This window comes from Streptomyces sp. NPDC017890, assembly GCF_044328675.1.
In the GTDB taxonomy this organism is placed as follows: Bacteria; Actinomycetota; Actinomycetes; order Streptomycetales; family Streptomycetaceae; genus Streptomyces.
In genome coordinates this window covers 1-26,200 of the sequence record NZ_JBIRHU010000017.1, presented here as the reverse complement: position 1 = coordinate 26,200, position 26,200 = coordinate 1, and the positions used below count along the sequence as shown (strand labels likewise).

The window sequence follows — 26,200 nt, the reverse complement described above, 5'->3', positions numbered from 1 at the left end:
TGACCGCTGGCACATTCACCGGGCATGGCACGCCGAGCAGTTCCCTGCCCGGTAACTCGTGAAAAACGCCGACGACAATTGGCCGACCGCTCCGTGAACATTCCCCGAGGTCACCGTCGTACACCCGGTCAGAAATCTGGATGATTCCCAACATGTCGACGGCCGATTGCAACCTTGTACTGGTTGCCGGAATCGGCTAGTCGAAACACAGTCTGAACACATGTCGTATAAACTCCGCGGACAAGGCAGATGACCGGCGCCCACGGTCGATGGATCCTGCCGTCGAGCTGACGCGCGGCAGGCCTCACCCCTCTTCTCGGTTCTCGGACCCGGCCCCTGCCTGCCCAGCCCCGTGAGCTGACAGCGTCGTCCGCCCCGCTCCGCCCTCGCGCCACCGTGCCTTCGAATGAGAGGCGACCCATCATGCCCCTGCACGTCCCCCCGGCCCCCGCACCCGCCCTGCGCTCCGTCCTCACCGCCCTCTCCTCTCCCACCGCGGTCCGCGAGGCCCGGACTCCCTCCCTGCTCGGCGCCCAGGGGCCCACCACGCCCGAACTGCCGCTGCCCGTGCACGTCCTGGACCGGATCACGGCGGAGGGCGTGACGGCGACGCGGCTGACCGGGTGGCGGTTCCTCATCCGCTGCGGCGACCGGGCGGTGGCTGCGGCGGAGACCATGCTGACCCCCGACGGCTGGGCGTTCTCTCACTTCTTCGAAGGCCCCTACGTCGCCTCGACCGAGCGCGCGCTGCGTCAGGCCGAGTCGGTCCCCCAGCCCTACCAGCCGCGCCTGCTGTCGGTCCCCGGGCTGTACATGCTCACGCTGTGGCTGCACGGCGACTGCACCGCGGACGCCGCCGCCGGACACCCCGCGGACACTGACCTTCTGGTGCCGCTGGCGCCGGCCCCTCCCGGCATCGCGGCCCACCGGCCGCACCGGGTCTCCGAACTGCTGCCGGTCCTCACCCACCGGGTGACGCCGACCCGGCTGCTGCGCTCCCCCGCCTGACCCGCCCCCCCCTCACCCACCCGCGCGGACTAGCCCCATCCGGCCATGCCGAACCATCCGAAATGACAGTGCAGTTGAGATGAACCGTCCGCGCGGGTGATGCGTCATCAACCTGTGAGAAGCGGTGCTGCGAAATACCTGCGGATCGACGCCCGCGGGGCAACACTGGGTTCGGACCGACCAATACAACGGGGGGCGGCCATGAACGACGCTTCACGCCGCGAGGCAGCCAAGACAGCGAACGCGCCCGTCACAACAGACCGAGAGACCCCACCCATGTGTCAGCACCAGCCACCGTGCCCGTCAGTCGACTCCGCCGACCGGGAATCCGCCCGCCTCGTGGCGCACCACCCGGAGCAGGGCTGGAGCCTGCTGTGCAACGGCGTGGTCCTCTTCGAGGACACCGGTGAGCTCCTGCCGGACGGCCGGGCGATCGCCCCGCACCGACCCGTCGGCGCGGGCCTGATGACCGCCGCATGAGCACAGGCCCGGCGGTGTGACACCCCTCCGCCCGGTGCACCACGGGGCCGGCCCGCAGACATTCTGCGAACCGGCCCCGACGCGTGTCCCGGGGCCGGTCACTCCACGTAGTTCCCCGCGCTGTCGCGGTCGTGGTGCGGTTCCCCGGCCGGGGACACCTTTCCCCGAACACCCGGTTTCCGGAAGGCTCCTGGAAATTCCACGGCGCGCGTCGACGGAGGGCAGGCTCGCCGCCTGTACGGTGCTCCGCCTGACCCTCGACGAGCAGCCGGACTCGCCGCGGGTGGAGCTCGCCACAGAACTCGTACTCCGCTCGAGCACGGCGCCGCCTGCCACGGCGCCCGTGGCCCAGCCGTAGGGCGCCCGGGCCTGCGAACACTCGGCGCTCCCGCTCAGCCCTCGGCCACGAGACCCTTGAGGGCGATGTTCAGTTCGAGGACGTTCACCCGCGGCTCGCCGATGAAGCCGAGGGTGCGGCCCTGCGTGTGCCGGTCCACGAGCCCCCGTACCTCCGCGACCGGGAGGCCGTTCTCCTGGGCGACCCGGGGAACCTGCAGCTCGGCGTAGCGCGGGGAGATGTGCGGGTCCAGCCCCGAGCCGGAGGACGTCACCGCGTCGGCGGGGATGTCGGAGCGCTCGACGCTGTGGCCGGGCACCAAGTTGTCCTCGATGACGGCGGCCTGCGCAGCCCTCACCTGTTCGACGAGCTCCGGGTTGTCGGCGGCCAGGTTGGTGGCACCGGACAGTATGAGCCGGTACTGGGTGTTGATGGTGTTTTCCCCCAGGCCGTTGGCAGGGCGGCCCTGAAACCACTTCAGGTCCGGTTCCGCAGTCTCCTGCCCGGGTTCGAGCGGCAGATTGTAGGACTGTCCGATCAGCGAGGAGCCCACGACGCGGCCGTCCGCCGAGACCTGCGAGCCGTTCGCCTTGTCGTTGAACAGGGCCTGGGCGATGCCCGTGACCACGAGTGGGTAGAGGACGCCGGTCACCAGGGTCAGCACCAGGAGGGCGCGCAGGCCGGCCCCGAGCAACCGGGTGGTGTTCGATACCGAGTTGTTCATGGGTCAACCGATTCCGGGAATGAGGGACAGGAGCATGTCGATGGTCTTGATGCCGATGAAGGGGGCGATCAGTCCGCCGAGTCCGTAGACCGCGAGGTTGCGCCGGAGCATCCGGTCCGCGCTCATCGGCTTGTACCGCACGCCGCGCAGGGCGAGCGGCACCAGCACCATGATGATCAGCGCGTTGAAGACGACCGCCGACAGGATCGCGGAGTCCGGCGAGGACAGGCGCATGATGTTGAGCTTGTCCAGGCCGGGGTGGACCGCCGCGAACAGCGCCGGGATGATCGCGAAGTACTTGGCGACGTCGTTGGCTATGGAGAACGTGGTGAGCGCGCCCCGGGTGATGAGGAGCTGCTTGCCGATCTCGACGATCTCGATGAGCTTGGTCGGGTCGGAGTCGAGGTCGACCATGTTGCCGGCCTCCTTGGCGGCCGACGTGCCGGTGTTCATCGCCACCCCGACATCCGCCTGGGCGAGCGCGGGCGCGTCGTTGGTGCCGTCACCGGTCATCGCGACCAGCTTGCCGCCGGCCTGCTCCCGCTTGATCAGGGCCATCTTGTCCTCGGGCGTGGCCTCGGCGAGGAAGTCGTCGACGCCCGCCTCGTCGGCGATCGCCTTGGCCGTCAGCGGGTTGTCGCCCGTGATCATGACGGTCTTGATGCCCATGCGCCGCAGCTCCTCGAACCGCTCCCGCATGCCCTGCTTGACGACGTCCTTCAGGTGGATCACTCCGAGGACGCGGGCCCCGTCGCCGTCCTCCACGGCGACCAGCAGCGGTGTACCGCCCGCCGCGGAGATGCCGTCGGCCAGCCGCTCCGTCTCCTCGGCGACCTCGCCGCCACGCTCGCGCACCCAGGCCGTCACCGACCCGGCCGCGCCCTTGCGGATTCGCCGGCCGTCGACGTCGACGCCGGACATGCGGGTCTGTGCGGTGAACGCGATCCATTCGGCGCCGGCCAGCTCGCCCTGCTGCCGCTCGCGCAGCCCGAACCTCTCCTTGGCGAGGACGACGACCGAGCGGCCCTCGGGCGTCTCGTCGGCCAGCGAGGAGAGCTGGGCGGCGTCCGCGACCTGGGCCCCCGTCGTACCGCGCACCGGCACGAACTCGGCCGCCTGCCGGTTTCCCAGCGTGATCGTGCCGGTCTTGTCCAGCAGCAGCGTGGAAACGTCGCCGGCCGCCTCGACGGCGCGTCCCGACATGGCCAGCACGTTGCGCTGGACCAGGCGGTCCATGCCCGCGATGCCGATCGCGGAGAGCAGGGCGCCGATCGTGGTCGGGATCAGGCAGACCAGCAGCGCCACCAGCACGACCAGCGTCAGCCTGGTCCCCGCGTGGTCGGCGAAGGGCGTCAGCGTGGCGCAGGCCAGCAGGAAGACGACGGTCAGCGAGGCGAGCAGGATGTTCAGCGCGATCTCGTTCGGCGTCTTCTGCCGTGCGGCGCCCTCGACCAGGTTGATCATCCGGTCGATGAAGGTCTCGCCCGGCTTCGTGGTGATCCGGACGACGACGCGGTCGGAGAGGACCTTCGTCCCGCCGGTGACGGCGCTGCGGTCACCGCCCGACTCGCGGATGACGGGCGCCGACTCGCCGGTGATGGCCGACTCGTCGACCGAGGCGACACCTTCGACGACATCGCCGTCCCCGGGTATGACGTCACCGGCCTCGCAGACCACCAGGTCGCCGACGCTCAGCTCGGTGCCGGGCACCGTACTCCCGTCGACCCGGCGGGCGACCGTGTCCGTCTTGGCCTTGCGGAGGGTGTCGGCCTGCGCCTTGCCCCGGCCCTCGGCGACGGCCTCCGCCAGATTGGCGAAGAACACGGTCAGCCAGAGCCAGGCGCTGATGGCCCAGCCGAACCAGTCCCCCGGTGCCGTGAAGGAGAAGACGGTGGTGAGCACCGAGCCGATCCACACCACGAACATCACGGGCGACTTGACCATCACCCGGGGATCGAGCTTGCGGAACGCCTCGGGCACCGACGCGACCAGCTGCGCGGGCGTGAGGAGCCCCGCGCCGACTCGCCCCTCGGTGGACGTGCGGCCGGTGGGTACGCCGCTGTGCGGCGCCCGGTTCTCAGGGGCTGTGGACGTGGCTGTGGACATGGAGTCCTCGCGCTTGTGTGTACGGGTGGTCATCACGCCAGCCCTTCGGCCAGCGGCCCCAGGGCCAGTGCCGGGAAGTAGGTGAGACCGACGATGATCAGGATCGCGCCGACCAGCAGGCCGGTGAACAGGGGCTTCTCGGTGCGCAGGGTGCCCGCGGTGGCCGGCACCGGCTGCTGCCCGGCCAGCGAGCCGGCCAGGGCCAGGACGAACACCATCGGCAGGAAGCGGCCGAGCAGCATCGCGAGCCCGGTCGTGGTGTTGAACCAGTCGGTGTTCGCGTTCAGGCCGGCGAAGGCCGAGCCGTTGTTGTTCGCGGCGGAGGTGAAGGCGTACAGCACCTCGGAGAAGCCGTGGGCACCTGGGTTGAGTATCGAGTTCGGCGGGGTCGGCAGGGCCATCGACAGCGACGTGAACACCAGCACCAGCGCCGGAGTGATCAGGATGTAGACGGCAGCGAGCTTGATCTCGCGGGGGCCGATCTTCTTGCCGAGGTACTCGGGCGTGCGCCCGACCATGAGCCCCGCGATGAAGACCGCGATGATCGCCATGATCAGCATGCCGTAGAGCCCGGAACCGACGCCGCCGGGCGCGATCTCGCCCAGCATCATGCCCAGCATCGTGATGCCGCCGCCGAACCCGGTGTACGACGAGTGGAAGGAGTCGACGGCACCGGTGGAGGTGAGCGTCGTGGTCACCGCGAAGATCGACGAGCCGCCGACCCCGAAGCGCAGTTCCTTGCCCTCGAGCGCACCGCCGGCCGCTTGCAGCGCCGGACCCTGGTGGGCGAACTCGGTCCACATCATCAGGGCGACGAAGCCGGCCCAGATGGTGGCCATGGTCGCGAGGATCGCGTATCCCTGGCGCACCGAGCCGACCATGACCCCGAAGGTCCGGGTCAGGGAGACCGGGATGAGCAGGATCAGGAAAATCTCGAACAGGTTGGTGAACGGCGTCGGGTTCTCGAAGGGGTGCGCACTGTTGGCGTTGAAGTAGCCGCCGCCGTTGGTGCCCAGCTCCTTGATGACCTCCTGCGAGGCGACGGCGCCGCCGTTCCACTGCTGCGAGCCGCCCGGGCCGCCGAAGAACTGCCCGACCTCGTGGATTTTGGAGAAGTTCTGGATGACTCCGCCGGCGACCAGCACGAGCGCGCCGAGGACGGCCAGCGGCACCAGTACGCGGGTGACCCCGCGCACCAGGTCCGACCAGAAGTTGCCCAGTTCCCCGGTGCGGGCGCGGGCGAAGCCCCGGACGAGGGCGACGGCCACGGCCATGCCGACCGCCGCGGAGACGAAGTTCTGCACGGCGAGACCGGCGGTCTGCACGAAGTGGCCCATCGTCTGTTCGCCGTAGTACGACTGCCAGTTGGTGTTGGTCACGAAGGACACGGCGGTGTTGAAGGCCTGCGCCGGCTCCACCGGGTCGAAGCCGAGCGAGCCCGGCAGGACGCCCTGGACGCGCTGGAGCAGGTAGAGGAAGAGGACGCCGACCAAGGAGAAGGCGAGCACGCCGCGCAGGTAGGCGGTCCAGCGCATCTCCGTGTCCGGATCGGCGCCGATGCCCTTGTAGATCCACTTCTCGACCCGCAGGTGCTTGGGAGACGAGTAGGCCCGGGCCATGTAGTTGCCCAAGGGGGCGTGCACGATCGCCAGTGCGCCGATGAGGGCCAGCACTTGGAGCACGCCTGCGGTTACGGGACCCATGTGACTCTCAGAACCTCTCCGGGAAGATCAGGGCGAGGACGAGATAGCCCAGCAGGGCGACGGCCACGAGCAGGCCGACGATGTTCTCGGCGGTCACAGCTTCGTCACCCCCTTGGCGACGAGAGCCACCAGCGCGAAGACCGCGGTCGTGGTGACGACGAAGGCCAGATCGGCCATCGTGAGCTCCTGGAGTGGGGTTCGGTTGCGACTAGGACGCTTCGAGCAAACCCCTCGTCCGACCGGATACGACCACTGTTGACGGGTCCCATACGGTGCTCTGTGCCCCTTTGACGGATCCCTTACGGTGCCCGGGCCGGAGCGCACGGGAGCCGCACCCCCGACGCGTCGGCGCGGGCCCACTGGAGCGCGCGGCGATCGCCGGCCTGCTCACAGCGGCGCACGGCGCACCGCCCCGGGGCACCCTCGCGGTGCCCCTCGCCCTGGCGCTCTGCCGACGGCCCGGGTCCCGGCGGGCACCCGGCCGGCTCGCCGTACGCCGACCTGCCGTATGCCGACCTGCCGCGCGCCCGGCTCGTCCGCACCGCCGGGCTGGTCTCGGTACGGACGTGGAGGGCGCCGCCCGGCGGCTGATGCTCCGCGGGGTCTCCGGCGGACGGGGCGGGACCGGCCGACGGGCACTGGCCGACGACCCGGATCTGTGGCAGCGTCTCGCCGAGGACCCGGTCGGACCGGCCGCGCGGGGTCACGGCCGTGCGGCGCGACGGCTCCGCACGGCCGGCCGCCCGGCCGCCCGCCCGACCGACCGCGCCGAACGCGAGACCGCCCTGGCGGGCTTCAAGGCCTCCGGCCCGCAGTGCCCTGCTGTGCCCGTGCGAAGTTGTGCCTACGCCTTTCTCCCGAACCTGCGACGCGGCGAACGCACCACGACCTGCCCCCAGCTGATCTCGCCCGTCACCCGCACCCTCAGCACCACGGGCGCCTCGGTGGCCACGGCACGTCCCGTCTTCACCTCGGCGTAGCTCGCCACCAGCGAGTCGGTGTCCACGACGATGCCGGGCCGGGTCACGAGCTTCAGCGCACCGGCGCGCATGTCGAGGTCGATGGTGAGCGTGTCGTGGGTGATCACGGCCCGCCTCAGGTCGAGTGTCACCTCGCCCCAGGCCGACCGGATCTCCAGCAGCCGGGGCACCACCCAGCCGTCGCCGCGCCGGGTCGACGCCCCTTCCTGCTCGATGCGGACGACGTCCTTCGCCTCGGCGACCGGGCCTTCGCCCGGCATCACCGGCAGGTCGGCGGTCAGGGCGGCCAGCTCTCCCAGCGTCCGCGCGGTGAGCGCCGCACCCACCCGCTCGTCCAGTTCCTCGGCGCTCAACCGGCCGTCCCCGGCGGCGCGGCTCAGCACGTCCACGACCCGGTCCCGGTCCGCGTGCGAGGCCCGGAGGCCGGACGAGGCTCCGACTCGCGAGGGCAATACCGTCATCGCTCCACCTCGATCTTCCCGGCGCCACGCGGGCACCCCCACCACTGCCACGGACTAACGCTATATCGCGTCATACCCCTCGGCCAACCCCACATCACCACCGTTCCCCGTCTGCGGCCTATCGTGACCGGCATGCAGTCCTACACGATCGGCCAGGCGGCACGGCTGCTCGGCGTCAGCCCGGACACCGCGCGCCGCTGGGCCGACGCCGGCCGGATCACCACCCACCGCGACGAGGGCGGGCGGCGCCTTGTCGACGGGCGCGACCTGGCCGCGTTCTCGGTCGGCCTCGCCCGCTCCGACGGCGCCGACGAGGAGCCCCCGTACACCTCGGCCCGCAACGCCTTCCCGGGGATCGTGACCGCGGTCAAGCTCGGCGACGTCGCCGCCCAGGTCGAGATCCAGGCCGGCCCGCACCGGCTCGTCTCCCTCCTGACACGGGAGGCGGTGGAGGAGCTCGGCCTGGAGGTCGGCATGGAGGCGACCGCCCGAGTGAAGTCGACGAACGTACATATCGACAGGACGTGACCCGTCGGCCTCGCGCCCGTACGAACGCACATGCCAGCCATTTCTCCATCACACCTTGCTCATGCGATACGACAGGAGACTTATCCCTCGCAGATGCGGAAGTATGATCGGCGCAATGGTGAGGCCGACGGGCTCGGCTGCCGCCCAGCCCGGCCGCCGAGCCCGTCGGACCACCGCTCCAGAAAGCAGAGGGAGTGGCCCGTGATGACCCGTTCCGTGACCCGCCGCATCCGCCGCACCCTACGGGTGACTGGCGCGGGCGCCGCCGCGCTGCTGGCCCTGAGCGCGTGCTCGTCGTCCTCCGGCTCCGGCGCGGGCTCGGACTCCGCCGGTTCCTCGTCGTCCTCCCCCGAGAAGGTCTCCGGCCAGGTCACCGTGTTCGCCGCCGCCTCCCTCAAGGAGAGCTTCACCGCGCTCGGCGAGACGTTCGAGAAGCAGTATCCGGGCACCGAGGTCACCTTCAACTTCGCCGGCAGCGACACCCTCGCCGCCAGCATCACCAGCGGCGCACCGGCGGACGTGTTCGCCTCGGCCAGCCCGAAGACGATGGCCACCGTCACCGACGCGAAGGCCACGGCCGGCGACCCGGCCACTTTCGTGCGCAACCAGCTGCAGATCGCCACCCTGCCGGGCAACCCCGACAGGATCTCCGCCCTGAAGGACCTCACCGGATCCGGCCTCAAGGTCGTGCTGTGCGACAGGTCCGTGCCGTGCGGCACCGCGGCGCAGAAGGCGCTGGAGGCCGGCGGCCTCGAACTCACCCCCGTCTCGTACGAGCAGGACGTCAAGGCCGCCCTGACCAAGGTCGAGCTGAAGGAGGCCGACGCCGCCGTCGTCTACCGGACCGATGTGAAGGCGGCCGGCGACAAGGTGACGGGCGTGGACTTCCCCGAGTCGGCCAAAGCCGTCAACGACTACCCGATCGCCCTCCTGCAGGAGGCACCCAACGCCGGCGCGGCGAAAGCCTTCATCGACATGGTGAAGTCCCCCGAGGGGCAGCGGGTGCTGACCGCGGCCGGATTCCGCACGCCGTGAAGAAGCCCGGCACGCCCGGGACCGGCGCCCGCACGGTGCCCGTCCCCCTGCTGGTACCCGCCCTCGTCGGTCTGGCGTTCCTCCTGCTGCCGCTGATCGCCCTGCTGGTACGGGCGCCCTGGCGCAGCCTGCCCGACCAGCTGACCAGCCCGGAGGTGTGGCAGGCCTTGCGGCTGTCGCTGCTGTGCGCCACCTCGGCGACCGCGCTGAGCCTGGTCGTCGGCGTGCCGCTGGCCTGGCTGCTGGCCCGCACGGAGTTCCCCGGCCGCGGCTTCGTCCGCGCCCTGGTGACGCTGCCGCTGGTCCTCCCCCCGGTGGTGGGCGGCGTGGCGCTCCTGCTGGCGTTCGGACGCAACGGCGTCGTCGGGCAGTGGCTGGACGCGTGGTTCGGGATCACGCTGCCGTTCACGACGACGGGCGTGATCCTCGCGGAGACCTTCGTGGCGATGCCGTTCCTGGTGATCAGCGTGGAGGGCACCCTCCGCGCCGCCGACCCGCGCTACGAGGAGGCCGCCACGACGCTGGGCGCGTCCCGTTTCACCGCGTTCCGCCGGGTCACGCTGCCGCTGATCGCGCCGGGCATCGCGGCGGGCGCCGTCCTGGCGTGGGCGCGGGCACTGGGCGAGTTCGGGGCGACGATCACGTTCGCGGGCAACTTCCCGGGCAGGACCCAGACCATGCCGCTGGCCGTGTATCTCGCCCTGCAGAACGACCCGGCGGCGGCGATCGCCCTCAGCCTGGTACTGCTGGCCGTCTCCATCGCCGTACTGGCCGGGCTCCGGGACCGCTGGATGAGGGCGTCATGACCGACACCGACGAACCGGCCGCCACCGTGGAACCCACCGGCGGACACACCCCGGACACCGGCCTCGACGCCCGCCTCGTGGTGGACCGCGGCACCTTCCACCTGGACGTCGCGCTGACCGCCGCGCCCGGCGACGTCGTCGCCCTGCTCGGTCCCAACGGCGCCGGCAAGACCACCGCCCTGCGCGCGCTCGCCGGCCTCGTCCCGCTCGCCGACGGCCACCTGCGCCTCGACGGCGCCGCCCTGGACCGTACGCCGCCCGAGTCCCGCCCGGTCGGCGTGGTCTTCCAGGACTACCTCCTCTTCCCGCACCTGAGCGCACTCGACAACGTGGCCTTCGGCCCGCGCTGCCGGGGCACGGGCAAGGCGGAGGCCCGGGCGCAGGCAGCCGCGTGGCTGGACCGCATGGGTCTCGCCGACCACGCGGGGGCCAAGCCGCGCCGTCTCTCCGGCGGCCAGGCGCAGCGCGTCGCACTCGCCCGCGCCCTGGCCACCGGCCCCCGGCTGCTGCTCCTGGACGAGCCGCTCGCGGCACTGGACGCCCGGGCCCGCCTGGAGGTCCGTGCGCAGCTCCGCCGCCACCTGGCCGACTTCGAGGCCGTCGCCGTGCTCGTCACCCACGATCCGCTGGACGCCATGGTGCTCGCCGACCGGCTCGTCGTCGTGGAGAACGGCAGGGTCGTCCAGGAGGGCGGCCCCGCCGACATCGCCCGCCGGCCCCGCACGGACTACATCGCGCAGCTGGTCGGCCTGAACCTCTACCGCGGCCGGGCGGACGGCCACACCGTGCGACTCGACGCCGGTTGCACCATCACCACCACCGAGAACCTCTCCGGCCCGGTCTTCGTGGCCTTCCCGCCGGGCGCCGTGACCCTGTACGGGGCACCGCCCGCCGGCTCCAGCGCCCGCAACCTGTGGCGCTGCGAGGTCGCGGGCCTGGAGACCCACGGCGACCAGATCCGGGTGGACCTCACCGGCGAACTCCCGCTCGCCGCCGACCTCACCACGGTCGCGGCGGCCGAGCTCGGCCTCCATCCGGGCGCGCCGGTGTGGGCAACGGTCAAGGCGATGCAGACCCACGCATACCCGGCATAACGCCTCCGTCGGGCTACGGTGCCTCCATGAGCCTGAGCATCCGCAACCAACTCCCCGGCACCGTCACCGCCGTCACCCCGGGCGAGGCCATGGCGACGGTCCGGGTCCGCCTCGCGGGCGGCCAGGACCTCACCGCGGCGATCACCCGGGACGCCGCCGAGGACCTCTCCCTCGCCGCGGGCACTGCCGTCCGCGCCCTGGTGAAGTCGACGGAGGTTTCCGTGGCGACCGGCAGTGTCGAGGGCCTGTCCATCCGCAACCGGCTGCCCGGTACGGTCACCGCCCTCACCACCGGCGACGCGATGGCCTCCGTCAGGGTCGCCGTCGAGGGCGCCGAACTGACCGCCGCGATCACCAAGGAGGCGGCCGACGACCTGGGGCTCTCCGTCGGCGTTCCCGTCATCGCGCTGGTCAAGTCGACGGAGGTGTCGCTCGCGACCGCGTGAGAAACGGCGAGGAGGCTCCGTGCGAGGCCGTCCCGGGCCTTGCACGGAGCCTCCTCGCCTACGGCTGGCTCAGTCCTCGTACGCGTCCAGCGGCGGGCAGGAGCAGACGAGGTTCCGGTCGCCGTAGGCCTGGTCGATGCGGCGCACCGGCGGCCAGTACTTGTCGGCGGCGGACACCCCGGCCGGGAAGACGGCCTCCTCGCGCGTGTACGCGTGGTCCCAGTCGCCGCCCAGCGCACCGGCGGTGTGCGGGGCGCCCCGCAGCGGGTTGTCGTCCGCGGGCCAGGCTCCGGAGCCGACCTTCTCGATCTCCGCGCGGATGGCGATCATCGCCTCGCAGAACCGGTCCAGTTCGGTCAGGTCCTCCGACTCGGTCGGCTCGATCATCAGCGTGCCGGCCACCGGGAACGACATCGTCGGCGCGTGGAAGCCGTAGTCGATCAGCCGCTTCGCGACGTCGTCGACGCTCACGCCGGTCGCCCTGGTCAGCGGGCGCAGGTCGATGATGCACTCGTGCGCGACCAGCCCGCCGGGGCCGTTGTACAGCACCGGGAAGTGCGGCTCCAGGCGCTTGGCGATGTAGTTGGCGGACAGCACGGCCACCTGAGTGGCGCGCTTGAGTCCCTCGCCGCCCATCAGCCGGACGTACGACCACGAGATCGGCAGGATGCCGGCCGAGCCCCACGGCGCCGCCGAGATCGGGCCGACACCCGTCTGCGGGCCTGCCGCGGGCTGCAACGGGTGGTTGGGCAGGTACGGCGCCAGGTGCGACCGTACGGCCACGGGGCCGACGCCGGGGCCGCCGCCGCCGTGCGGGATGCAGAACGTCTTGTGCAGGTTCAGGTGCGAGACGTCGCCGCCGAAGTGTCCCGGCTTGGCGAGGCCGACCAGGGCGTTCAGGTTGGCGCCGTCCACGTAGACCTGGCCGCCGGCGTCGTGCACCTGGGCGCAGATGTCGGCGACGTGCTCCTCGAAGACGCCGTGCGTGGAGGGGTACGTGATCATCAGCACGGACAGCTCGTCGCGGTGCTTCTCGATCTTGGCGCGCAGGTCCTCGACGTCGATCTCGCCGTCCTCGGCGGTCTTGACGACGACGACCTTCATACCGGCCATGACGGCGCTCGCGGCGTTGGTGCCGTGCGCGGAGGACGGGATGAGGCAGACGGTGCGCTGCTCGTCGCCGTTGGCACGGTGGTAGGCGCGTACGGCGAGCAGGCCGGCGAACTCTCCCTGCGACCCGGCGTTCGGCTGGAGCGAGACCTTGTCGTACCCGGTGACCTCGGCGAGCCGCTCCTCCAGCTCACGGATGAGGGTGAGATAGCCCTGCGCCTGCTCGGCGGGCGCGAAGGGGTGCAGCGCGCCGAACTCCGGCCAGGTCACCGGCTCCATCTCGGTGGTCGCGTTGAGCTTCATGGTGCAGGAGCCCAGCGGGATCATGCCGCGGTCCAGCGCGTAGTCGCGGTCCGCGAGGCGGCGCAGGTAGCGCAGCATCGCGGTCTCGGAGCGGTGCTGGTGGAAGACGGGGTGGGTCAGGAAGTCGTCGGTGCGCAGCAGCGCCTCGGGCAGCGCCTCCTCGGTCGCCGCGTCCAGCGCCTCGATGTCGCCCTCGACGCCGAAGGCGCTCCACACGCCACCGGCCTGGGCGCGCGTGGTGGTCTCGTCGCAGGCGAACGACACGTGGTCGGCGTCGACGAGCCGCAGGTTGATGCCGTTCTCACGGGCGGCGTGGACGACTTCAAAAGCCCGGCCGGGTACGCGGGCGGTGACCGTGTCGAAGTAGGCGCCGTGCACGATCTCGACGCCGCCGGCCGCGAGACCCGCGGCGATGACCGTGGCGTACCGGTGGGTGCGCCGCGCGATGGCCCGCAGCCCCTCCGGGCCGTGGTAGACGGCGTACATGCCGGCCATGACGGCGAGCAGCACCTGCGCGGTGCAGATGTTGCTGGTCGCCTTCTCGCGGCGGATGTGCTGCTCGCGGGTCTGCAGGGCGAGGCGATAGGCCTTGTTGCCGTCGGCGTCCACGGAGACGCCGACCAGGCGGCCGGGCAGGCTGCGCGCGAACTTCTCGTGCACGGCCATGTAACCGGCGTGCGGCCCGCCGAAGCCCATCGGCACACCGAGGCGCTGCGTCGTACCGATGGCGATGTCCGCGCCCAGCTCGCCGGGCGAGGTGAGCAGCGCGAGGGCGAGCAGGTCGGCGGCGACGGTGACGAGCGCGCCGAGCTCGTGCGCCCGGTCGACGACCGGCTTGATGTCGCGCACGGCCCCGGAGGCGCCCGGGTACTGGATCAGGACGCCGTTGATCTCCCGCTCGGCGACCTCGGCGGGGATGCCCTCGCTCAGATCGGCGACGACGACCTCGACGCCGGTCGGTTCCGCACGGGTCTGTATCACGGCGATGGTCTGCGGCAGCGCGTCCGCGTCGACCAGGAAGAGACCCTTCTTGTTCTTGCCCACGCGCCGGGAGAGCGCCATCGCCTCGGCGGCCGCGGTGCCCTCGTCGAGCAGCGAGGCACCGGAGGTGGGCAGGCCGGTGAGCTCGGCCACCATGGTCTGGAAGTTCAGCAGCGCCTCGAGCCGGCCCTGGGAGATCTCCGGCTGGTACGGCGTGTACGCGGTGTACCAGGCCGGGTTCTCCATGACGTTGCGCAGGATGACCGGCGGGGTGAAGGTGCCGTAGTAGCCGAGGCCGATCATGGAGTCGAGGACCTGGTTGCGGTCGGCCAGCGAGCGCAGCTCGGCCAGCACCTCGGCCTCGGAGCGCGCGCCGGGCAGGTCCAGCGCGTCGGCGTTCTTGATCACATCCGGCACCGCGGCGGCCGTCAGCTCGTCGAGCGAACCGTAACCGACGTGCGCGAGCATCTTGGCCCGGGCCTCTTGGTCGGGGCCGATGTGGCGCTGCTCGAACGGCGCTGCCTGTTCGAGCTCGGAGAGCGGAGTGCGGTGGACGGTCATTGCGGAGGCCTCCTGGTCTGACGACCTTCGAGGGGCACCACGGCGCGGGTACCCGGACGGCCTCCCCCTCTGTCATCTCGACCTGAGAGCTTCACCGGGTGGGCCCGAGGGCTCTCCCGGCTTTCACCGTCGGTGAGAGCGGAAGCCGTTGACACCCGCCCTGCTTTCCAGAGTGACCTCGTCCGAGCGGTACGTGAGCCTGAGAGATTCCGGGGAGGATTTGCTCCTTCGGCGCCTCCGATGGTGTCCGGAGGACTCTCCCGCACGGGGTCAGCAGCCGTTTGCCAGCGTACCAGCGAGGTCGACGCCCGAACTTCGAGTGGCCGACCGGCCACATGTGCTCTTTTGTAGTACTTACGGATGATTCGGCGGCTGGTGTGCGAGCCCAGTGCGACCCAATGGAGGGCCCCGTGCGTACCGACATCGACCCGCGCAATCTGATCGGCCGCAAGGCGTTCGACCGCAACGGCACCCGGATCGGGACTGTCGACGAGGTCTATCTCGACGACGCCACCGGGGTCCCCGAGTGGGCCGCCATACGCACCGGCCTCTTCAGCAGGGACGCCTTCGTGCCCCTGGAGCCGAGCGAGCTGGTCGAGGGCACCCTGCACGTGCCCTTCGACCGGGCTCTGATCAAGGAGGCCCCCGACTTCGGCGTCGGCCGCCATCTCTCTCCGGAACAGGAGCTCCAGCTCTACCACCACTACGGTCTCGACGTCGCCGCCCCTGACCCGCTCCCCGACCACGACTTCGGCAAGCTGGCGGGCCAGGGCAAGGAGGAGAGCTGACCGTCCGGTCCAACGGCACCTGCCCGCACGGGCCTGTCCGGCAGACCACGGCGCCGGCGCGGCCCCGCTCGCCCTCTCCACCGCCCGAAGGCCACGGAGCAGTACCCCGGCCCAGCGGCCCTGCCGACGGCCGTCGACAGGGCCGCTCCCGTCGCTCTCATCCGTCACTCCGGCCGGACCCTTCGGAGCCCGCTCATCGACACTGATCAGGCGCCGTCACCTCAGGCCTGGCCGAGAGCGCGATGCGCGGGCCCCGCCGGGTCGGCCTCCACGCTCGCCGTCCCGGGCGCCCCGGGTCTTCGCGGCGCGGTCGGGACCAGCGGCAGCGGATCCGCCGGTGTCAGTTCCGGGTCGTCCACCGGGAAGGTCCGTACCCGGCCGGTCCGGGAGTACGGCGTCTCGAACCGCACGGTGACCCGCCCCAGTCCGCTGCCCTGCACCCACCCGTGCCCGTACTCCGTGTGCCGCACGTCGTGCCCCGACGGCCACCGGCGCTCGGTGGGGGCCGGCCGGTGCTCCTCGGCGGGCTCGGTGTCGGGTTCCTCGACGAGCTCGTCGGCCCGGTCCCCCGCCGCCTGCGCGAACAGGTCCTCCTGCGTGTAGTCGGCGAGTCCGCTGACGCCGACCCCGAGCAGCCGCACGCCGCCCGTGGTGTCCACCGAGTCCAGCAGCCGGGCCGCGGCCTCCCGCACCACTCCCGGGTCGTCCGTGGGCCCGCGGAGCGTCTCGGAGCGCGTCAGCGTGGAGAAGTCGTACCTGCGTACCTTGAGCACGATGGTCCGCCCGGACAGCCCGGAACCACGCAGCCGCCGTACGCACCGGTCGGCCAGCCGCCCGACTTCCACACCGACCCGCAGCCGGTCGTGGATGTCCACGTCGTAGGTGTCCTCGACGGACACCGACTTGGTCTCCCGCTCGGCCACCACGGGCCGCTCGTCACGGGCCAGGGCCATGGCGTACAGGGCGTGCCCGTGCGCCTTGCCCAGCAGCCGTACGAGCTCGTCCTCCCCCGCCTCGGCGATCTCGCCGACCGTGGTGATCCCGGCCCGCCGCAGGTGGTCTCCCGTGGCCGGTCCCACACCGGGCAGCGTCCGTACCGTCATCGGCTCCAGCATCGCCCGCTCGGTCCCCGGCGGGATCAGGACCAGCCCGTCGGGTTTGGCCTCCTCCGAGGCGATCTTGGCGAGCATCTTGGAGGCGGCCAGCCCCACGGACCCGGTGAGGCCGGTGACGGCACGGATGTCCGTGCGCAGCTTCGACCCGGCCAGCCGCGCGGACTCCGCGTCCCAGGCCGTCCCGCCGGCCTCCAGGTCCACGAAGGCCTCGTCCAGGCTCAGCGGCTCCACCAGTGGCGACAGCGCACGCAGCAGCCGCATCACCTGCTCGCTGATCGACCGGTAGAGCTCGAAGCGCGGGACGAGGTACGCGGCGTTGGGTGCCAGCCGCCGGGCCTGGCCCATGGGCATCGCCGAGTGCACGCCGAAGACCCGCGCCTCGTACGAGCAGGTGGCGACCACCCCGCGCGGCCCGAGACCGCCCACGACGACGGCCTTTCCGCGCAGACTCGGCTTGGACGCCTGCTCCACCGAGGCGAAGAAGGCATCCATGTCGAGATGCAGGATCGTGGGCGCGGTTCTCACATCTCCGATGCTGCCCTACGCCACTGACAATGCCTCGCCCGCGACCGTGCCCGCCCGCGTGCGGCGGTGTCAGACCGCCCGGTTGCGCCGCCGCGCCAGCTCGTCCGCCGGATTGTGCCCGACCAGCGTCTCCCCCGTGTCGATCCGCTCCCCGTGCAGCTGCGACAGCGCGCTCTCGACGTCCCGCCACACCACGCCGACGGCGATGCCGAAGATGCCCTGCCCGCCCTGGAGCAGGGCGTGCACCTCGTCGGGCGAGGTGCACTCGTAGACCGTGGCTCCGTCGCTCATCAGCGTCATCCGTTCCAGGTCACGGAAGCCGCGTTCCCTGAGATGCTGGACGGCGGTGCGGATGTTCTGCAGTGACACCCCGGTGTCGAGGAAGCGCTTGACGATCTTCAGCACGACCACGTCGCGGAAGCCGTACAGGCGCTGTGTCCCGGAACCGTGTGCGGGCCGCACGGAGGGCTCGACGAGGCCCGTGCGGGCCCAGTAGTCGAGCTGCCGGTAGGTGATACCGGCGGCCGCACAGGCCGTCGGCCCGCGGTAGCCGATCTGCTCGGACGCCATGGATGTCGCCCCTCCGCCGCTCGGCACGGCAGCCGGTCGCTGCGAAGCAGCGTCGGCCGCGCCACCGTGTTGGGGATACCCCCCGCCCGCGCGGAGCCGAGAGTTCGGGGGAGGGTACGGACCGCCCGCCCCAAGGCTGTGCCCGGGGCCACCCCCAGCCGTACCGTCGCCGCTGATTCTCACGCCGACCTCCGTCCTTGACCTGCCTCCTCGACGGTAGGCAGTCACCAAGGGTGCGTCAACGATCGCCACACTCGGCACGCCGAGTGATAATCACCCTACGAGTGGTTTCGCGTGCCCCACCGCGGGGAAAGGCTAGCCGAATGTGCCCGGAGGAGAGCCGTGCGGCGCCATGGAACGCCTCGGCCCCCGCGCCTCACTGGTTGCTGGTCCCGAAGTCCTCGGGCGAGATCTGGTCGAGGAACTCGCGGAACTTCTCGACCTCGTCCTCCTGCTCGTCAGGGATGGCGATACCGGCGTCGTCGAGCACCGTGTCGCTGCCGTAGATCGGTGTTCCGGTACGCAGGGCCAGCGCTATGGCGTCGGACGGCCTGGCACTCACCTCGACCCCGCTCGCGAAGACCAGGTCGGCGTAGAAGACCCCGTCCCGCAGGTCGGTGATGCGTACTTCGGTGAGCTCCTGGCCGACGGCTTCCAGCACGTCCTTGAACAGGTCGTGGGTCAGCGGGCGTGCGGGGGCCATGCCCTGCTGGGCGAAGGCGATCGCCGTCGCCTCCCCCGGGCCGATCCAGATGGGGAGGTAGCGGTCTCCCCCCACCTCGCGCAGCAGCACGATCGGTTGGTTGGAGGGCATCTCGACCCGGACACCTACGACATCGAGCTCGTTCACACAGCAACCCTAGGCCGTGCCCGGGACATTTGGGTAGTCGGGCCGGGATCGGCGGGCGAATCCGGGGCCCCGGGCGCGCCCGCTTCAGGGCAGCCGGACGCCGAGGGCGGACTGCACCAGTGCCGCGTGCAGCTTCACCGCCAGCCCCGCCAGCTCCATGGTGCGAGCTTCGGCGTGTGCCCTGGTCTGGGGGTTGCGGTGACGCTTCAGCGGCGCCACCACCTGGTCGACGAGCCCGGCCTCCCGGTCGGCGGCGGCCTTCATCACCCGCAGGTGCCGCGGCTCGATTCCGAATCGCCCCAGCTGGACCACCAGCGACGCCACGGTGACCACCTCGGCGTCGTACGCCCCGTCGGGCAGCGGAGCGAGGAGCCCGTACGACTCCCACTCCTTCAGCTCCTGCTCGCCGATGCCGACCGCTGCGAGCAGTTCTTCCCGCCCGATCCGGGCCGCCGTGGGTCCCTCGGCGGGATCCGGCACGGGCTCTCCGTCCCGCTGCCGGCCCAGCTTCGGCAGCGGGACGGCCTCGCCGCGCTCCATGGCGTCCAGGTGTTCGCGAATCACCTTCAGCGGCAGATAGTGGTCCCGCTGCATGCGCAGCACCTGGCCGAGGCGCTCGACGTCGTGGGCGCTGAACTTGCGGTACCCGGCCGGGGTCCGCCGCGGCTCCACGAGGCCCTCCGCCTCCAGGAAACGGATCTTGGAGATGGTGACGTCGGGGAACTCGTCCCGTAGTGCGTTCAGCACCGTGCCGATACTCATCAGCCCACTGTCCGTGGCGGCGGCGCCCTTCCCGGCGCCGCCGCTCGGTGTTCGAAGCATGGACCTTCCCTGGAGGTTCCCCGGACAGACGCCCGGGGGCGGTCAGTAACCCCGCTGGCTCGCGTAGAAGACCAGCCGGTACTTGCCGATCTGCACCTCGTCACCGTTCGACAGGGCGACCTGGTCGATGCGCTCACGGTTGACGTACGTGCCGTTCAGGCTGCCGACGTCGGCCACCGTGAACGAGCCGTCCGGACTGCGGCGGAACTCCACGTGGCGGCGCGAGACCGTCACGTCGTCCAGGAAGATGTCGCTCTGCGGATGACGCCCGGCAGTGGTCAGCTCGCCGTCGAGCAGGAAGCGGCTGCCGGAGTTCGGACCTCGGCGCACGACGAGCAGCGCGGACCCGAGCGGCAGCGCGTCGACGGCCGCCTGCGCCTCCGGAGAGAGCGCCGGCATCGCCGTCTGGCCGGTGACCTCCGCGTCGTACGCCTCCAGGCCGGAGATGGAGATCGTGGACGTCGTCTCGGACGCACGCTCCGGAACCGCCCCGGCACGCAGCGGCGCCCCGCAGTTGGAGCAGAACCGGCTGTTCTCCGCGTTGCGGTTACCGCACCTCGTACACACCAGGGCCGACATGGACGGATCCTCCTGCCGCGGCTGCCCCGCCGGGGCGTTCGACGCGTACGGACCGGGGGTAAACCCTCCACCCGTACCTGAGGTTGACGGTTGCCCGAAACCTATGCCGCTGGACTGTGCAGGGTCAACAGACGGCGCGCCGTGACCACCCGGCGTGTCACCGCCCGGACCAGCCACCTGGTCCCGGTACATCGGACGCCGACCCTCTGCGTCAGGCTGTGCGCGATGGCGAGCGGTCGCGTTGTCGCTGCCCTCTCGCGCGCTCTTGCCGAACAACTTCGCAAACAACTTCACGGGCGATTCCCCTTGACCGAAACAGACCCGCCCGTGGGGCAGGACGAACCCTGACTGAACGTACTGGCCGACCCGGACACCTTCACAACGTCCGTCTCCGCCAGACAGTTTCCACCACGCACCACCCAATCGGTGCGCCGACCCCCCGCAACCTCATGCCCTCGCCGGACGCCGCCCATGCACCGCCCGTTCACTGGGGGGACGACCGAGCGTAGTCAGGCCGCTTCGCCGCTCGCAAGGCGTCCACGACGATCTTGCTCGACCGCTCAACAGTAACGGTGGCCTGTTCCTTTTCCAGAGTCTGCACCACGCCTCCAGGAATGTTGAGAGCCGGTTCGAGGTCCTGCGGCTTGCCGATGACCTGGAAACGATAGGGCGCGTTGATCTTGTTCCCGTCGACGCTCACGGTCTTGTCGGAGTCCGTGAGGTACGTGCCCGCGACGACCCGCACACCGTTCACCTGGATCGCCTCCGCTCCCGCCGCACGCAGCTCCTGGATCGCGTCGAGCAGCATGTCCGCCTCGACCGTCCCCTTCGTGTCCTCGATCGTCACCGTGATGCCGGGCCCCTGCGCGGCCACGGTGCCCGCGAGGATGCCCAGTTGCCGCTCCTTCTCAAGCGTCTGCCTGCGGGCCTCCTCTGCCTGGTCGGAGCTGTTCTCCAGCTCGTCACGCTGCTTCTCGAGGCCCTGCTTCTCGTCTTCAAGACGCTGAGTACGGTCGTCCAGTTCATCGAGGATGCGGACCAGATCTTCCTGCCGGGCGCCGCGCAGCGCGCTGTCGCCCTCGCTGTTCGACGCCACCTGGACCGCCAGGCCGAAACCGAGGCCGAACAGGAGCAGGGCGACGATGAGTTGGGCCCGGGTGAGGCGCGGCGGCCACAGCCCCTTGACGAGCCGCTGCCTGCCGGTCAGCCTGGGCCCCCGCTCCGGCGGCTTCTCGTCCGAGCCGTCCGCGGCCGGGGCCTGCGCCGTCCGGGGCGCCGCCGGCGGCACCTCCTCGGGCAGCTCCTTGCGCAGCGTGTTCTCGCTCTGCTCGTCGTGGTCGCTCATCGGCCTCACGCCCGGAAGACGTGGCGTCGGATCGCCGCGGCGTTGGAGAAGATGCGGATGCCGAGGACGACCACCACACCGGTGGACAGCTGGGCCCCGACGCCCAACTTGTCGCCCAGGAACACGATCAGCGCGGCCACGACCACGTTCGAGAGGAACGACACCACGAAGACCTTGTCGTCGAAGATGCCGTCCAGCATGGCCCGCAGCCCCCCGAACACGGCGTCGAGCGCCGCCACGACGGCGATCGGCAGGTAAGGCTCGACGGCCGCCGGCACCTCGGGCCGGACCAACAGGCCGGCCACGACTCCCACGACGAGGCCCAGTACGGCGATCACGATGTGCCCTTCTCAGTTATCGGCTGTGCTGTACGTACGATCACACTGGTTGCGGCCGGCAGCTTGAGGTCCTCCACCGCGGAGACGGCCGTCCGGATTCCGTAGCTCTCCTGCAGGGCATGCAGGTACAGCCCGTCGGCACTGTCCTGGAACCGGGTGCTGAGCCGCTCGCCGTCCCCGACCGCGAGCACCGTGTACGGCGGCACCAGCGGCCTGTTGTCGACCAGTATCGCGTCACCGGCGGCCCTGATCGCCGACAGCGCTGTCAAGCGCTGACCGTTGATGGAGACCGCCTCGGCCCCCGACTCCCACAGCCCGTTGACGACGCGCTGCATGTCCCGGTCCCGCACCCGGCCCGTGTCGGAGAACCCGGAGGTGCCACGCGGCTGCCCGTCACCGCCCGTGCCCGCGTCCTTGGCGTCGTTCACCACGAGCTTGACACCCGGGCCGTGTACTTCGACCGCACCCGACAGGACGCCCATGAGGTCGGAACGGCCACTGTCGCCGTTCTTCTCGAGCGCCTCGCGCTGCCGCGCGCTCACGTCCTCGCGCAGCTTGTCGACGCTCTCCTCGAGCTTGTCAGCCGCCGAGGTCTCTCCTTCGATGCGGTCGATGAGCTCTTCGCGCTCCTTGGCAACGGCCGGAGCCGCGACCCGTGCCTGGGCCGCGCCGACCGTCACGACCAGGGCCGCGAGCACCAGCCCGGCTGCCAGTCCGAGCTTTGCACGGAGGGTCTTGGGCATTCCGCCGCTGCCCTCGGCCTTCTTGCGCGCGGCGGCCTCGGCGTATCCGTCGTCGAGGCTGTGGTCCATGACATTGGTCAGCAATGACATGGACGCGTCCGGACGCGGGGGCCGCGTGGGTGTGCTCCGAACGGGGGGTTGCTGCGGCATGCCGCACATCGTCGCACGCCACGGCCACTACCTCCGAATGGCCCCACCGGCGTGCCGGACAGGCCCCCTTGGGGACACTTGTCCGGCACGCACGCGTGCGGTGTGTTCTACCGGCCCGCGCTGTCCACCACCGCGGACCACTCGTCGAGGAGCGCCTGTGCGGAGGCGTCGTCGGGGCCCTCGGCCCACAGGTGGGTGACCGCCTCGGCGGGGTCGGGCAGCACCATCACCCAGCGCCCGTCGGTCTCCACCACGCGCACACCGTCCGTGGTGTCCACGAAGCGGTCTCCGGCCGCCTCGACGACCCGCCGCATCACCAGTCCCTTGACCGCCCACGGTGTGGCCAGGTCACGCTTCAGGACATGCGCGCGCGGGATCCGCGCGTCGATCTGGCTCAGCGTGAGCTGCGTCCGCGCCACCAGCCCGATCAACCGCACGAAGGCCGCCGTACCGTCGTAGACGCTGCTGAACTCCGGGACGATGAAGCCGCCCTTGCCGTCACCGCCGAAGATCGCCCCTTCCTCGCCCCCTACCCGCGTCAGGTCGTCGGGAGAGGTGGTCGTCCACTCGACCTGGGTGCCGTGGTACGCCGCCACCTGCTCGGCGATCCTGGTGGTGGTCACCGGCAGCGCCACCCGCCCGCTGCGCCGCTCGGCCGCGATCAGGTCGAGCATCACCAGCAGCGCACGGTCGTCCTCGATGATGCGCCCCTTCTCGTCGACGAGGGACAGCCGCTCACCGACCGGGTCGAACCGCACACCGAACGCGGCCCGCGAGGACGCCACGATCTCCCCGAGGCGCACCAGTCCCGAGCGCCGCATGTCGGCCGACTCGGTCGGCCTGGACTCGTCGAGGCCGGGATTGATGGTCAGCGAGTCGACCCCCAGCTTGCCGAGCAGGCTGGGCAGGACCAGTCCCGAGCTGCCGTTGGACGCGTCCACGACGACCTTGAGCCCGGATTCGGCGATCCCCGTGATGTCGACGTTCCGCAGCAGCGACCCGGTGTACGAGTCGTACACGCTGGACGGGAAGTGCAGGTCCCCGATCTCCCCCGGGAACGCCCGCCGGTACTCCTGCCGTGCGAAGACCCGGTCCAGCTTCCGCTGGCTGCCCTGCGAGAGATCGGCACCCTGGCCGTCGAAGAACATGATGTCCACGGAGTCCGGCACCCCGGGGGTGGTCCGGATCATGATCCCGCCGGCGCTGCCCCGCGCGGTCTGCTGCCGTGCCACGGGCAGCGGTACGTTCTCCAGGTCCCGTACGTCGATGGCGCTGGCTTGCAGGGCGGAGATCACCGCCCGCTTCAGCGCGCGGGCACCGCGGGAGTGGTCGCGGGCCGTGGTGACGGTGGAGCCCTTCTTCAACGTGGTCGCATAGGCACCGGCCAGCCGTACGGCCAGTTCCGGCGTGATCTCCACGTTGAGGATGCCGGACACCCCGCGGGCGCCGAAGAGGTGCGCCTGGCCCCGGGACTCCCAGATGACCGAGGTGTTGACGAAGGCACCGGCCTCGATGGTCTTGAACGGGTAGACCCGGACGTTGCCCTGGATGATCGATTCTTCACCGACCAGGCATTCGTCACCGATGACCGCGCCGTCCTCGATCCGCGCAGCGCGCATGATGTCGGTGTTCTTGCCGACGACGCAGCCTCGCAGGTTGCTGTGCGGTCCGACGTACACGTTGTCGGCCACGACGGCCTTGTGCAGGAAGGCACCGCTCTTGACGACGACGTTGGAGCCGACGACCGTGTGTTCCCGGATTTCGGCGCCGGCCTCGACCTTGGCGTAGTCGCCGATGTAGAGGGGTCCCCGGAGCACTGCGTCGGGATGCACCTCGGCGCCTTCTGCCACCCACACGCCGGGCGAGATTTCGAAACCGTCGATGTCGACGTCGACCTTGCGCTCGAGTACGTCCGCCTGGGCCTTCACATAGCTCTCGTGGGTGCCGACGTCCTCCCAGTAGCCCTCGGCGATGTAGCCGTAGACGGGCTTGCCCTCCTTCATCAGCTGCGGGAACACGTCACCGGACCAGTCCACGGGCACGTCGGGGTCGACGTAGTCGAACACCTCGGGCTCCATGACGTAGATTCCGGTGTTCACGGTGTCCGAGAAGACCTGGCCCCAGGTCGGCTTCTCCAGGAAGCGTTCGACCTTGCCCTCTTCGTCGACGATGGTGATGCCGAATTCCAGTGGGTTGGGCACGCGTGTCAGGCACACGGTGACGAGCGCGCCCTTTTCCTTGTGGAAGTTGATCAGGTCGGTGAGGTCGAAGTCGGTCAGGGCGTCACCGGAAATGACGAGGAAGGCATCGTCCTTCAATGCCTCCTCGGCGTTCTTGACGCTTCCGGCGGTACCGAGTGGCTTCTCCTCATTGGCATAGGTGAGCTCCATTCCGAGCTCTTCACCGTCACCGAAGTAGTTCTTGACCAGGGAGGCCAGGAACTGGACGGTGACGACGGTCTCGTTGAGCCCATGCCTTTTGAGCAACCGCAGCACGTGCTCCATGATCGGCCGGTTGGCCACCGGCAGGAGCGGCTTGGGCATGCTCGAGGTCATGGGACGAAGGCGGGTGCCTTCGCCTCCAGCCATCACGACGGCCTTCATGTCGGAAGCGTCCTCCTACAAGAGATGACGGATTGACCGACTTCACCCGTCCAGAGTCCCGCACTTTTGCGGTGGGGGCCATCCGGCCGCCGGGGGACGCACATTCGGCGAGTTCAATCGGTCATGGTGTCCGCACGGACCAGGCGGCGGACCTGCACCACGTAAAGAACACCTGCCCACCAATACAGGGTTGTACCCCATCCGGCGAACGCCCATCCGAAAACGGCAGCGAGTGACGCGATCCACCCGCTTCCGTCGCTCAGCAGAAGCAGGGGGAAGGCGTACATGAGGTTGAAGGTGGCGGCCTTCCCCAGGAAGTTCACCTGCGGCGGCGGATAGCCGTGGCGCCGGAGGATGCCCACCATCACGAGCAGGACAGCTTCGCGGGCGAGCAGTACAAGGGTCAACCAGAGCGGGAGAATCTCGCGCCAGGTGAGGCCCACCAGAGTGGACAGAATGTAAAGCCGGTCGGCAGCGGGGTCCAGGAGCCGGCCGAGGCTGCTGATCTGGTTCCAGCGTCGCGCGAGCTTCCCGTCCAGGTAGTCACTGACGCCGCTCAGGGCCAGCACCAGCAGCGCCCAGCCGTCGCTCTGCGGACCACCGAACTCGGGCCTGAGGATCAGCCACAGAAAGAGGGGTACGCCCGCGAGGCGCGCCATGCTGAGGATGTTCGGGATGGTGAGGACCCGGTCGGTCTGCACGCGGGTCTCCTGGACCTCCACGCGGGGGCCTCCTGGGGTGAAACGAGCCAATGATGCTCCCTGACCTTACCTCAACGCAAAAAAGCTCTGACTCTCGGGCTGTATGCCCAAGAGTCAGAGCTCTAAGAGGAGTTCGGCGGCGTCCTACTCTCCCACAGGGTCCCCCCTGCAGTACCATCGGCGCTGTAAGGCTTAGCTTCCGGGTTCGATATGTAACCGGGCGTTTCCCCTACGCTATGACCACCGAAACACTATGAAACAGACAACCAGCCACCCCGTGGCCCGGGGCGGGATTGTTCGTGGTTTCAGAACCAACACAGTGGACGCGAGCAACTGAGGACAAGCCCTCGGCCTATTAGTACCGGTCACCTCCACACCTTGCGGTGCTTCCAGATCCGGCCTATCAAC

Annotated in this window: 24 protein-coding genes, 1 rRNA gene and 1 riboswitch; of the genes, 8 read left to right on the top strand and 17 right to left on the bottom strand. The window is 70.4% G+C overall.

The window, feature by feature from the left end:
• Positions 1-423 precede the first annotated feature (423 nt).
• Together ACH4F2_RS22455 and ACH4F2_RS22450 are read left to right on the top strand one after the other, a co-directional pair.
• Positions 424-1,008 carry a hypothetical protein gene (locus ACH4F2_RS22455; protein WP_398134488.1) on the top strand — a complete coding sequence of 195 codons (585 nt, stop codon included), beginning with the start codon at positions 424-426 and terminating at the stop codon, positions 1,006-1,008.
• Positions 1,009-1,284: 276 nt separating this feature from the next.
• Complete coding sequence (locus tag ACH4F2_RS22450) at positions 1,285-1,488, top strand: DUF5999 family protein (RefSeq protein ID WP_279563970.1); 204 nt, start codon at positions 1,285-1,287, stop codon at positions 1,486-1,488.
• Positions 1,489-1,880: 392 nt separating this feature from the next.
• Here the strand turns inward: ACH4F2_RS22450 and ACH4F2_RS22445 are convergent, their stop codons facing one another.
• From ACH4F2_RS22445 to ACH4F2_RS22425, 5 genes are all read right to left on the bottom strand, one after another.
• Positions 1,881-2,549, bottom strand: a complete 669-nt coding sequence (locus ACH4F2_RS22445) for a potassium-transporting ATPase subunit C (RefSeq protein ID WP_398134487.1) — start codon at positions 2,547-2,549, stop codon at positions 1,881-1,883.
• 3 nt (positions 2,550-2,552) lie between these two features.
• Positions 2,553-4,688 (bottom strand): potassium-transporting ATPase subunit KdpB, encoded by a 2,136-nt coding sequence (kdpB, locus tag ACH4F2_RS22440; RefSeq protein WP_398134486.1) that lies wholly within the window; start codon positions 4,686-4,688, stop codon positions 2,553-2,555.
• A complete protein-coding gene (gene kdpA, locus ACH4F2_RS22435; protein WP_398134485.1) occupies positions 4,688-6,358 on the bottom strand; it encodes a potassium-transporting ATPase subunit KdpA in 1,671 nt (556 codons plus the stop codon). The genes kdpB and kdpA overlap by 1 nt, the downstream gene beginning before the upstream one ends.
• Positions 6,359-6,365: 7 nt before the next feature.
• On the bottom strand, positions 6,366-6,455 hold the full coding sequence (gene kdpF / locus ACH4F2_RS22430; RefSeq protein WP_109004339.1) for a K(+)-transporting ATPase subunit F: 90 nt from the start codon (positions 6,453-6,455) through the stop codon (positions 6,366-6,368).
• A 747-nt stretch (positions 6,456-7,202) separates the two neighbouring features.
• Positions 7,203-7,799 carry a DUF1707 domain-containing protein gene (locus ACH4F2_RS22425; protein WP_398134484.1) on the bottom strand — a complete coding sequence of 199 codons (597 nt, stop codon included), beginning with the start codon at positions 7,797-7,799 and terminating at the stop codon, positions 7,203-7,205.
• A 132-nt stretch (positions 7,800-7,931) separates the two neighbouring features.
• Here ACH4F2_RS22425 and ACH4F2_RS22420 point away from each other — a divergent pair, with 132 nt between their 5' ends.
• The 5 genes from ACH4F2_RS22420 (at position 7,932) to ACH4F2_RS22400 (ending at position 11,708) form a co-directional block, all read left to right on the top strand.
• Entirely contained in the window at positions 7,932-8,327 is a 396-nt protein-coding gene (locus tag ACH4F2_RS22420) for a molybdopterin-binding protein (RefSeq protein ID WP_398134483.1), read from the top strand.
• A 204-nt stretch (positions 8,328-8,531) separates the two neighbouring features.
• Complete coding sequence (modA, locus tag ACH4F2_RS22415) at positions 8,532-9,362, top strand: molybdate ABC transporter substrate-binding protein (protein ID WP_398134482.1); 831 nt, start codon at positions 8,532-8,534, stop codon at positions 9,360-9,362.
• Positions 9,359-10,168, top strand: a complete 810-nt coding sequence (locus tag ACH4F2_RS22410) for an ABC transporter permease (protein WP_398134481.1) — start codon at positions 9,359-9,361, stop codon at positions 10,166-10,168. The genes modA and ACH4F2_RS22410 overlap by 4 nt, the downstream gene beginning before the upstream one ends.
• Positions 10,165-11,262, top strand: a complete 1,098-nt coding sequence (locus ACH4F2_RS22405; protein ID WP_398134480.1) for an ABC transporter ATP-binding protein — start codon at positions 10,165-10,167, stop codon at positions 11,260-11,262. Before ACH4F2_RS22410 ends, ACH4F2_RS22405 begins: the two co-directional genes overlap by 4 nt.
• A gap of 26 nt (positions 11,263-11,288) precedes the next feature.
• Positions 11,289-11,708, top strand: a complete 420-nt coding sequence (locus ACH4F2_RS22400) for a molybdopterin-binding protein (protein WP_398134479.1) — start codon at positions 11,289-11,291, stop codon at positions 11,706-11,708.
• Between the two features lie 69 nt (positions 11,709-11,777).
• On the opposite strand, the gene gcvP is transcribed toward ACH4F2_RS22400, so the two are convergent.
• Positions 11,778-14,663: an aminomethyl-transferring glycine dehydrogenase gene (gcvP, locus tag ACH4F2_RS22395; protein WP_398134478.1), complete on the bottom strand. Its 2,886-nt coding sequence runs from the start codon at positions 14,661-14,663 to the stop codon at positions 11,778-11,780.
• Positions 14,664-14,840: 177 nt separating this feature from the next.
• A riboswitch (glycine riboswitch) is annotated at positions 14,841-14,936 on the bottom strand.
• 137 nt (positions 14,937-15,073) lie between these two features.
• Here gcvP and ACH4F2_RS22390 point away from each other — a divergent pair.
• Positions 15,074-15,451 carry a PRC-barrel domain-containing protein gene (locus tag ACH4F2_RS22390; protein ID WP_398134477.1) on the top strand — a complete coding sequence of 126 codons (378 nt, stop codon included), beginning with the start codon at positions 15,074-15,076 and terminating at the stop codon, positions 15,449-15,451.
• A 221-nt stretch (positions 15,452-15,672) separates the two neighbouring features.
• On the opposite strand, the gene ACH4F2_RS22385 is transcribed toward ACH4F2_RS22390, so the two are convergent.
• From ACH4F2_RS22385 to rrf, 11 genes are all read right to left on the bottom strand, one after another.
• On the bottom strand, positions 15,673-17,091 hold the full coding sequence (locus ACH4F2_RS22385) for a DNA polymerase IV (protein ID WP_398134476.1): 1,419 nt from the start codon (positions 17,089-17,091) through the stop codon (positions 15,673-15,675).
• A gap of 69 nt (positions 17,092-17,160) precedes the next feature.
• Complete coding sequence (locus tag ACH4F2_RS22380; protein ID WP_398134475.1) at positions 17,161-17,844, bottom strand: MerR family transcriptional regulator; 684 nt, start codon at positions 17,842-17,844, stop codon at positions 17,161-17,163.
• 193 nt (positions 17,845-18,037) lie between these two features.
• A complete protein-coding gene (locus ACH4F2_RS22375; RefSeq protein WP_398134474.1) occupies positions 18,038-18,511 on the bottom strand; it encodes a bifunctional nuclease family protein in 474 nt (157 codons plus the stop codon).
• Between the two features lie 84 nt (positions 18,512-18,595).
• A complete protein-coding gene (locus ACH4F2_RS22370; RefSeq protein ID WP_398134473.1) occupies positions 18,596-19,333 on the bottom strand; it encodes a MerR family transcriptional regulator in 738 nt (245 codons plus the stop codon).
• A gap of 42 nt (positions 19,334-19,375) precedes the next feature.
• On the bottom strand, positions 19,376-20,335 hold the full coding sequence (locus tag ACH4F2_RS22365) for an FHA domain-containing protein (protein ID WP_398134472.1): 960 nt from the start codon (positions 20,333-20,335) through the stop codon (positions 19,376-19,378).
• Positions 20,336-20,396: 61 nt separating this feature from the next.
• The gene (locus ACH4F2_RS22360) at positions 20,397-21,257 is read right to left on the bottom strand and encodes a DUF881 domain-containing protein (RefSeq protein ID WP_398134471.1); all 861 of its coding nucleotides are present in this window, start codon (positions 21,255-21,257) and stop codon (positions 20,397-20,399) included.
• A gap of 5 nt (positions 21,258-21,262) precedes the next feature.
• Positions 21,263-21,595 (bottom strand): small basic family protein, encoded by a 333-nt coding sequence (locus ACH4F2_RS22355; RefSeq protein WP_003977440.1) that lies wholly within the window; start codon positions 21,593-21,595, stop codon positions 21,263-21,265.
• Positions 21,592-22,428: a DUF881 domain-containing protein gene (locus tag ACH4F2_RS22350; RefSeq protein ID WP_398134470.1), complete on the bottom strand. Its 837-nt coding sequence runs from the start codon at positions 22,426-22,428 to the stop codon at positions 21,592-21,594. Before ACH4F2_RS22350 ends, ACH4F2_RS22355 begins: the two co-directional genes overlap by 4 nt.
• Before the next feature lie 167 nt (positions 22,429-22,595).
• Positions 22,596-25,091 carry a sugar phosphate nucleotidyltransferase gene (locus ACH4F2_RS22345; protein WP_398134469.1) on the bottom strand — a complete coding sequence of 832 codons (2,496 nt, stop codon included), beginning with the start codon at positions 25,089-25,091 and terminating at the stop codon, positions 22,596-22,598.
• 113 nt (positions 25,092-25,204) lie between these two features.
• Positions 25,205-25,813: a CDP-alcohol phosphatidyltransferase family protein gene (locus ACH4F2_RS22340; protein WP_161168602.1), complete on the bottom strand. Its 609-nt coding sequence runs from the start codon at positions 25,811-25,813 to the stop codon at positions 25,205-25,207.
• A gap of 110 nt (positions 25,814-25,923) precedes the next feature.
• Positions 25,924-26,040 (bottom strand): 5S ribosomal RNA (gene rrf / locus ACH4F2_RS22335).
• Positions 26,041-26,200 lie beyond the last annotated feature (160 nt).

Excerpts from the sequence above, each read along its gene's own strand:
- ACH4F2_RS22455 (WP_398134488.1), top strand. The coding sequence starts at position 424 with ATGCCCCTGCACGTCCCCCCGGCCCCCGCACCCGCCCTGCGCTCCGTC.
- ACH4F2_RS22450 (WP_279563970.1), top strand. The coding sequence starts at position 1,285 with ATGTGTCAGCACCAGCCACCGTGCCCGTCAGTCGACTCCGCCGACCGG.
- ACH4F2_RS22445 (WP_398134487.1), bottom strand. The coding sequence starts at position 2,549 with ATGAACAACTCGGTATCGAACACCACCCGGTTGCTCGGGGCCGGCCTG.
- kdpB (WP_398134486.1), bottom strand. The coding sequence starts at position 4,688 with ATGACCACCCGTACACACAAGCGCGAGGACTCCATGTCCACAGCCACG.
- kdpA (WP_398134485.1), bottom strand. The coding sequence starts at position 6,358 with ATGGGTCCCGTAACCGCAGGCGTGCTCCAAGTGCTGGCCCTCATCGGC.
- ACH4F2_RS22425 (WP_398134484.1), bottom strand. The coding sequence starts at position 7,799 with ATGACGGTATTGCCCTCGCGAGTCGGAGCCTCGTCCGGCCTCCGGGCC.
- ACH4F2_RS22420 (WP_398134483.1), top strand. The coding sequence starts at position 7,932 with ATGCAGTCCTACACGATCGGCCAGGCGGCACGGCTGCTCGGCGTCAGC.
- modA (WP_398134482.1), top strand. The coding sequence starts at position 8,532 with ATGACCCGTTCCGTGACCCGCCGCATCCGCCGCACCCTACGGGTGACT.
- ACH4F2_RS22405 (WP_398134480.1), top strand. The coding sequence starts at position 10,165 with ATGACCGACACCGACGAACCGGCCGCCACCGTGGAACCCACCGGCGGA.
- ACH4F2_RS22400 (WP_398134479.1), top strand. The coding sequence starts at position 11,289 with ATGAGCCTGAGCATCCGCAACCAACTCCCCGGCACCGTCACCGCCGTC.
- gcvP (WP_398134478.1), bottom strand. The coding sequence starts at position 14,663 with ATGACCGTCCACCGCACTCCGCTCTCCGAGCTCGAACAGGCAGCGCCG.
- ACH4F2_RS22370 (WP_398134473.1), bottom strand. The coding sequence starts at position 19,333 with ATGCTTCGAACACCGAGCGGCGGCGCCGGGAAGGGCGCCGCCGCCACG.
- ACH4F2_RS22360 (WP_398134471.1), bottom strand. The coding sequence starts at position 21,257 with ATGAGCGACCACGACGAGCAGAGCGAGAACACGCTGCGCAAGGAGCTG.
- ACH4F2_RS22350 (WP_398134470.1), bottom strand. The coding sequence starts at position 22,428 with ATGTCATTGCTGACCAATGTCATGGACCACAGCCTCGACGACGGATAC.
- ACH4F2_RS22345 (WP_398134469.1), bottom strand. The coding sequence starts at position 25,091 with ATGAAGGCCGTCGTGATGGCTGGAGGCGAAGGCACCCGCCTTCGTCCC.